This is a genomic window from Sinobaca sp. H24, from assembly GCF_023845525.1.
Genome location: NZ_JALBWT010000071.1, coordinates 1 through 7,890 on the forward strand (window position 1 = coordinate 1; position 7,890 = coordinate 7,890).

Below are 7,890 nucleotides of genomic sequence, written 5' to 3' on the forward strand. Positions count from 1 at the left end.
GTCGAGAAAGTTTTCTTTCTCGGCAGTTTTTTTGTGGGCAAGCAGCTGGAATGGTCGTATACTGAAAAGAAAAGGGGCGATCCTAAGATGCTTGGCAAAGCCAAAAACCATCGACGCGATCAAGTGACTGTTTCTGTAGAAGAACTGGTGCCCGCTGATCACTTTCTCCGCACCATTGATACGATGATTGATTTTCAGTTTATTGAAGAAAAACTGGCTGCCTATTATTCGCCGACCATCGGTCGGCCCTCCATTCCACCGATCACGTTGTTTAAAATGATGTTTATCGGCTATTTTTATGGCATTCGTTCGGAACGGCAATTGGAAAAAGAGCTTCAGACCAACGTCGCCTATCGTTGGTTTCTTGGTCTTTCTCTGACGGATCGCATTCCAGATCATTCCACGATCAGCTGGAACCGTCAGACCCGGTTTCTGGATACCACCGTATTTGAAGATATTTTTAATGCCATTGTTCGTCAAGCAGAGGGCCATGGATTGGTGGACGGTCGGATTTTAGTGAGTGACTCCACCCATGTCAAAGCGAATGCCAATAAAAACAAATTTCTACGTAAAGCCAAATCCCCCAAAGTTCCTGCCTATCTAGCAGAACTGGAAGCCGAAGTGCAAGCCGATCGGGAAAAAGAAGGAAAAAAGCGCTCGGACCCCGGAAGGAGAGGAAGCCCGCCGACCCAGCGATGACCCGAATCAGTCGGACTGATCCGGATAGTGGATTCATGATGCGAGATGGCAAACCGCAGGGATTTTTCTACCTCGACCACCGGACGGTGGACGCCAAATATAATATCATTACCGATACCTATATCACGCCCGGTAACGTCCACGATGCGGATCCGTATCTGGACCGACTGGAGGTGCAGCGGGCTACGTTTGATTTCCCGGTAGAGGCGGTGGCGCTCGACGCCGGCTATTTTACAGGCTATTTGTGCAAAAAGCTCGAAGAGCAGGGAATTTATGCGGTGATGGGATACCGTCGCTACGGAAAAAGCCGCCGGTACCTGCCGAAACGGAAGTTTCGATACATCGCGTCCAAAAAAGCCTATGTATGCCCGATGGGCTGTATGTTGACCTACCGCCTTACCGATCGGGAAGGATATCGTCAGTATCGTTCCCGCCCGCAGGACTGTCAGGGCTGTCCGATGCGGGAGACTTGTTTTTCGCCTGCCGCTTCCTCCCGGTTAATTAGCCGACATATATGGGAGGATGGGAAAGACCGGGCGCGAGCAAGAAAACGAACGAAGACAGGAAAAGCCTTGTACCATTTACGCAGCCAGACCATCGAACGGAGCTTTGGCGATGCCAAAGAGCTCCACGGTTTTCGGTACACGCGGTATCGCGGGCACCCGTCTGTCCAAGCGCAGCCCATCTCACCGCTGCCTGTCAAAACATGAAAAAAATCGCCCTCTATCTCGCCAAACGGTCGGCTTAGAGGACGATTTTTTGCGAAAGAAGTGAAAAAAACGTGGATCGAACGATCCACGGGAAAAAACAACCTTGTTTCTTTCATTTCTCAACAACCTGAAAGGAGCTGTCCCTCTTGGGACAGCTCCTTTTTACATGATTATTATTCGCGGGTATTATTATTGTTTTTATCATCAGAAGAGGATTTTGTTTTTTTAACGAGCTCTTCGAGGATTCCAACAATTTCATCCTTTGAGTACTGGTCTTTTGTATTCTGGTTTTTAGTCTCTGTTGTTACTTCATTGTTTGTTTCTGTGTCTTTTGTTTCAATCGTCTCCTGCGTTGACGCATGTTCTGAAGCCAAATATTTCTCCCGCTTATCGACCGGCTGTACTGAAGTCGTATCCTTATCGAGATCGCGTTTGTAAACCACCTGTCCATCCGGTGTCATAAACTTCTTATTCATGTTTCTTGTTGATTTATCAAATAAGCTGTAAATAACTGGAATAACAAATAGTGTCAGGAAGGTACTGCTGATCAGACCGCCAATAATAACAATACCCATCGGCTGAATGATCTCTGCGCCTTCTCCAATACCAAGTGCTAATGGGATGATACCGAGAATGGTAGTAATAGCCGTAATCAGAATCGGTCTTGTCCGGTCTTGTACACCGGATACAATTGCCTCTACCGTCGGCAGTCCTTTTTGCTTCTGCTGGTTGATGTAGTCCACCAGCACGATCGCGTTGTTGACGACAATTCCGGCGAGGACAATCACCCCTATTAACGCCATGGCGCTTATTGGATTCTGCGTGATAGTTAACGCAAGCATAACGCCTATTACAAATAACGGTACGGTAAACATAATGATGAACGGATATTTAAATGATTCGAACTGAGCTGCCATCACAAGATAGATGAAAATTAAGCCAAGTACAAATGCCAGAGAGACATCGCCTATTAAATCATCAATCATTGCCTGGTCTCCGCCTACTACAAACTCGGCGTCGCCTGCTAGTCCCACATCGTCAATAACGTCATCCACCACTTCTGATGCGTCGCTTAAATCACTTGAGGCCTGATATAGTACATCAAAATCTGCACTTGTAATCATATCAGCCCGGTTAATGACGGCCGGGGACTGACCTTCCTCAATTTCTGCTACATCAGATAGAGCAATATAATCTCCTTCTTGATTTGGAATAGAGATATCTTCAAAGTTTCCGGCGCTTTCCAGCACGGAATCTGCGTATCGTACATTTACGTTATACGTATCGTTGCTGTCGGTAGTAATGCTGCCTGCAACTTCCCCGCCGGTAGCTGTATTAACAGCTTCTGCAAACTGCGCCGGCGCAAGGCCTTCGTCTTCTGCAGCTTCCCGGTCAATAGATACCTGCAGTTCAGGTGCTGTTTCTTCTTCCGTACTTGTTGCACTGCGGATGATGCTTTCATCTTCGAGCGCTTCTACAATTTCATCACTCTTAGTAGCAAGACGCTCAGAGTCCGGATCTTCAATAGTGAATGAGTATGTGTTCGGCTCCCCACCAAGTCCAGCCTGGGCAAAGTCCTGTACTTCAATATCCGCGGCGTCATCTATATCTTCAATCTCATCGGCAAGTGATTCGGTAAATTCTGCTGTTGTAGTATCACGATCTCCCGCGTCTACAAGATTAACAATTATTTCAGCAGTGTGGCTTTCGGAACTTAAGCCTCCCTGCTGGGAAGTCGACCCAATTGTACTTAAATAGCTTTCGATATCTGAATCGTCATCCAGCTCTTCTTCTATCTGGGCAATGGTTTCTTCAGTTCTTCCGAGCGTCGTGCCCTCTTCGTGCTCTACTTCTACAAGAGCAATACCTTCATCGGAATCAGGCAGAAATTCAACACCGGTTGTTGTCAGCCCGAGCGCTCCGATAATTAAAGTAGCAAGCGTTATTGCAATAACGACCGCTCTTCTGCGCAGAGTCCATCGGGAAACCCGTTCGACTCTTTTCATCATTGGCGAGTTTTTGCGCTTTTTTTCCACTTCTTCTTTCGGCGCTGTTAAAATTCTGCTGGCGATCATCGGAACGATGGTCACTGCTACGAACAAAGAAGCAATCAGGCTGAATGCCACTGCGATCGATAATGGGGCAAACAGGTCTCCGACAAGTCCTGTAATAAAGACAACGGGAAGGAAGATGGAAACGGTCGTTAATGTAGAAGCGGTAATCGCTCCTGCTACTTCACGAGTTCCATCGGCTGCTGCCTGCTTCGGCGTTTTCTTCATAGATAAGTGACGGTAAATATTTTCGACAACGACGATGGAGTTATCAACGAGCATCCCGATACCGAGTGCCAGACCTCCAAGCGTCATCATGTTCAAGCTGATGTTCGTAAAGAAAAACAATGCAAAGGTGGTAATAATCGAAAACGGTATGGCAATCCCGATAATTAACGGGGTTTTTAAATTACGAAGAAACGCAAACAGCACGACCATGGCCAAAATACCACCGCTGACAAGAGCAGTAATAACACTGTTTATCGAGTCTTGAACGTATTCGCCTTCATCATACAGGCTTACCGCTTCCAGATCAGAATATTCGCTTTCATCAAGCAGGCTGTCGAGTTCTTCATTAAAATCGCTCGATACCTGGGTGGTGTCTGCATCGGATTCCTGCATGACGTCCAATTGAATGGAACTCTCCTGGTTCACCCTCGTAATGACATCTTCCTCTTCAGTCTGCAGCGATACTTCCGCTACATCGGATAAAGGAACCGCATCACCGGATTCCGGATCCTGGGAAACGGTAAGCTCTTCAATTTCTTCAGGGGAGGTAAGCTCGCTTAAAATACGGGTGGAAATGGTTTCTCCCTGCTCTTCATCAACGATAACTCCGCCCGGCACAGCGGCCTCCTGGCCCTGGATAACCTGAACGACATCCGACTGGGAAATGCCTGCATTTTCTAATTCGGCCTGGTCCAGTATGACTTCGTACTGCTCCGTTAAAGAGCCTGATTCAGAAATGCTTGCGACTCCATCAACCCGGGAAAGTTCCCGTTCAAGAGAGGCTGTCTCTTCCTGAAAAGCCGGTACTTCGTCTCCTCCTCCGGAAACAGCCAGCTGGATGCTTGGGAACATAGATGGATCAAACTGAAGAAAAGCCGGTGTTCCAGCATCATCAGGCAGATCTGCCTGAGTAATCGTGGAAACAACTTCTGTTTCTACATCTTCAATATCTGTATCCGCTGTAAATTCCATTATGACAATCGATGAGCCTTCCAGTGACTGGGAAGTAAGCTGATCGAGTCCGGAAACACTAGAAAGTTCCTCTTCCAGGTTTTCTGTTACATCATTTAAAACTTCTTCCGGACCGGCGCCTGGATAGCTTGTGCTTACTGCAGCTACAGGTGCTTCCACGTCCGGAAATAACTGAATAGGCAGACGCGTCAGGGACACAGCACCTAATATTAATAACACAAGCATAATCACAATCGTAAACTTTGGACGTTTTATTGAAAGATCCCATATTTTCATTTACTGTTTCTCTCCTCTGATTCTTGTAGTGGTTTATGGCCTTCTCCAGAAATAACTTCTTCAAAAGTACGCATGACTTTCTGGACTACTTTAAGATCTTTTATATCTATTTTAACGAGGTACTGTTCAATGAGATTCTGTTCCATCTGAACGAACTGATCTTTCATCTCCAGCCCTTTTGTGCCGAATTCGATGTGGACCTCTCTACGGTTTTCCTTATTAATGACACGCTTGATAATAGATAATTGTTCCAGTTTTGTAATAGTCTGACTTACCGCGCTTCTCGATATGTCACAGTACTCTGCCAAGCCGGTCATTGTAACGTTCTCCTGCTTGAGGATATATAGCAGCATCACCTGCTGGCGTTTGGTTAAGCTTATATCCGGAAACGGAAAAAGCTGCAGCAGGGAGTGATGTATTTTACGGTAGCTTTCCATCATTTCCGAAAATACTTTTCCGTGTTCTTCCATAGGCGGTCCCCTTTCTTTTTCATGCAGGTTTCATTCTAACGTAATTTGCTTAATAATTAAATAGATAAACAGTTTATTTTTTTAACTGTTTAATAATTAACCGTTTCCATTTTATACAGTTCTCTGTTCTGCCTTTTCATGATAGGCTTTATGTATCTATATTTTCTATTTAAAGGAGATTATCTATTGAATTCACAGCCTGCAGACATATACCGCGTTATTGAAATAACCGAACGTATCCATAACACCATCATCAGTGATTTTCCTATGCCGGATCTTCCCTTGAATCAACGGCAGGTCAGCATCCTCTGGTTTGTGTTTCATCATCAGGAGAGCAGCATCAATGATGTAGCGCGCCACTTCTACATTTCAAAAAGCACGGCCAGCCAGGCTGTTTCCCACCTGGAGAAGGAACAGTTTCTGGAGCGCACCGTCAATCCTGTAAACCGCCGGGAAGTTATTTTACAGCTGCTGGAACGCGGCCAGTACTGGAAAACAAAGTTTAAAGAAGCAGAGCGGCAGCTGCATGAAAAGTATTTCTCAAAAATTCCGCAGGAAGATGTCGATAAAATGCAGGAAGCGCTGGAAAATATCCAGGCGATTGTAGAAAAAGAAAAATCTAAAAATTAATCTTTTACATAAAAAACACCTTTCTCGACGAAAGGCGTTTTTTATTATATCGTTATAAAATTTTCTGTGAAAAATGGCTGATTGTCCTCATTAAAATCAACGCCAACGCCAAGCTCTGTAAAGCTTTCATTCAGAATGTTCTCCCGATGTCCCATCGAATTCATCAGCCCCTGATGGGCGAACACGCTGCTGAACTGTCCATATGCCAGGTTTTCTCCGGCACGCGTGAAGGTAATTTCATCTTCTTCCATCCGCTCAAAAGGAGACTGCCCCTGCTCGTTCGTATGGCTGAAAAATTGGTTGTCTGCCATGTCGGTACTATGCGCACGGGCCGTCTCTCTTACTTCTTCGTTCCATTCCAGCACGGGAAGATCATGCTGGACACGGGCAGCATTGGTTAAGTCGAACAGCTGGTATTCAAACCCTTCTTTTAAGGATTCACTGTTGTCTGCATAAAAACTTCCTTTCGCTGCTTCCAGGTTTTCGTCAATAATCTGAACAGCAGTTACTTCATCCTCTTCATGAACATCATAAAATACAGTGACATAGCTGCCATCCATCTGATGAACGTCGTATTCTCCTTCACTGTTGATCTGATAGTTAAATCTGCCATTGCGGATCATTTCCTCCGGTTCTCCCAAGGTTTCATTTACGTATGATTTTGAGTCTCCCAACGTAATTCCGTACTGGGAGGAAAGTAAATTCTGGTTCGTGTAAAGTCCCTGCACAACACCTTCTTCATTATACGAAACCATCATAAAATTTTGATAGTTTTCGTGATAAGTTAACCAGTTTATTCCGTATTCATTTTCGCTTTCGCGCATAGACTCCCCATACATGTCTTCTACATCCTGCTTCGTGTCACCGAGTTCTACATTACCTACAGAAAAGGATTGATCCTCAGGGGTGGTCAGTTCAGGTTCTTCTACTTCTACAGCTTCCTGTTTCGGCTCTCGTTCTGAACCTGTCACATTATTTAAAAGGGCGACCGCATCCTCTGTCATCTTCTCAAAGTCAAAGCCATTGTTTATCACATCGTTTAACGGTTCAGGCATAAAGCTGCCAGCAGGTTCTTCCCATGTTGGTTTCGTCCAAAAAACAACCAGTGCAGCGGACACCAATAAAATCATTCTTCTCAAAATATGAACCACCTTTATCTATTCAATACTCCCGTCCGCTTCCGGCGGAAGTCACTGCTTTACTACCTATCTTTGCCCATTATTGTACCACTCTCCTGTGGTGCCATTCTATTGATTGAACTTTCGGCCCGTGTCTATTATAAAAAAACAACTTCCGTGCGCTTAGCCGGCAAGTTGTTTACGGTATGTATTTAACCGTTCGCATATTCATTTCATGTCCTTCAGCAGAATAATCCGGATGCTGATCGATTCCGTCAGCTCTCCATTCAGGATGACATGCGGTTATGGCCAAAATGGAAGCATCGATAATATCATCACGTGCACATATCTTTCGTGGATACAGACTTACTGTTTTCGTAAACAGGCTGTAAATGTCGGGATCGAGCTGCTTGAGCAGACCCAGACGCTGCGTAATGCCCTGGTTTGTTTTCTTGGATGCTGACAGCGGCTCTCCATTCACATCTGCAAACAGCACTTCCGGATGTGCTTCTTTTACTGATGATTCAATGGAAAAAGACTCCACTTCTTTTATCTTCGGAAACAGAAACCAGGACTGCTTCTGCAGCCCTGCTCCGGTTAACTGTTTATGTAATAAATTCGCTTCCTGATAACTGCGGCAGGCAAGTACTTCTATGCACGGCACCGGAAAAACACTGGAACGCCGTTTCCCCAGTTTCTGCCGCGCCAGTGCCTCCACCTGCCGCGGATACTCGCT

Annotated in this window: 5 protein-coding genes and 1 pseudogene; 2 read left to right on the forward strand and 4 right to left on the reverse strand. The window is 45.5% G+C overall.

Annotated features, from left to right (window positions below; all coding sequences use genetic code 11):
* Window positions 1–87: 87 nt before the first annotated feature.
* Window positions 88–1,447 (forward strand): annotated as a pseudogene (locus tag MMY81_RS32540) (IS1182 family transposase).
* Window positions 1,448–1,582: 135 nt separating this feature from the next.
* Here the strand turns inward: MMY81_RS32540 and MMY81_RS32545 are convergent.
* Both MMY81_RS32545 and MMY81_RS32550 read right to left on the reverse strand, forming a co-directional pair.
* The gene (locus tag MMY81_RS32545; protein ID WP_252316076.1) at window positions 1,583–4,936 is read right to left on the reverse strand and encodes an efflux RND transporter permease subunit; all 3,354 of its coding nucleotides are present in this window, start codon (window positions 4,934–4,936) and stop codon (window positions 1,583–1,585) included.
* Window positions 4,933–5,406, reverse strand: coding sequence for a MarR family winged helix-turn-helix transcriptional regulator (locus tag MMY81_RS32550; protein ID WP_252311980.1), 474 nt, complete (start codon window positions 5,404–5,406; stop codon window positions 4,933–4,935). Before MMY81_RS32550 ends, MMY81_RS32545 begins: the two co-directional genes overlap by 4 nt.
* A 186-nt stretch (window positions 5,407–5,592) precedes the next feature.
* Here MMY81_RS32550 and MMY81_RS32555 point away from each other — a divergent pair, with 186 nt between their 5' ends.
* Complete coding sequence (locus tag MMY81_RS32555; RefSeq protein ID WP_252311979.1) at window positions 5,593–6,036, forward strand: MarR family winged helix-turn-helix transcriptional regulator; 444 nt, start codon at window positions 5,593–5,595, stop codon at window positions 6,034–6,036.
* A gap of 44 nt (window positions 6,037–6,080) precedes the next feature.
* Here MMY81_RS32555 and MMY81_RS32560 read toward each other — a convergent pair whose 3' ends face one another.
* Both MMY81_RS32560 and MMY81_RS32565 read right to left on the reverse strand, forming a co-directional pair.
* Window positions 6,081–7,166: a CAP domain-containing protein gene (locus tag MMY81_RS32560; protein ID WP_252312006.1), complete on the reverse strand. Its 1,086-nt coding sequence runs from the start codon at window positions 7,164–7,166 to the stop codon at window positions 6,081–6,083.
* A gap of 187 nt (window positions 7,167–7,353) precedes the next feature.
* Window positions 7,354–7,890: DUF429 domain-containing protein (locus MMY81_RS32565; RefSeq protein ID WP_252316077.1), on the reverse strand; the 537-nt coding region annotated here is incomplete at its 5' end.

Coding starts and splice junctions, on each gene's coding strand:
- MMY81_RS32550 (WP_252311980.1), bottom strand. CDS start 5,406: ATGGAAGAACACGGAAAAGTATTTTCGGAAATGATGGAAAGCTACCGT.
- MMY81_RS32560 (WP_252312006.1), bottom strand. CDS start 7,166: ATGATTTTATTGGTGTCCGCTGCACTGGTTGTTTTTTGGACGAAACCA.
- MMY81_RS32545 (WP_252316076.1), bottom strand. CDS start 4,936: ATGAAAATATGGGATCTTTCAATAAAACGTCCAAAGTTTACGATTGTG.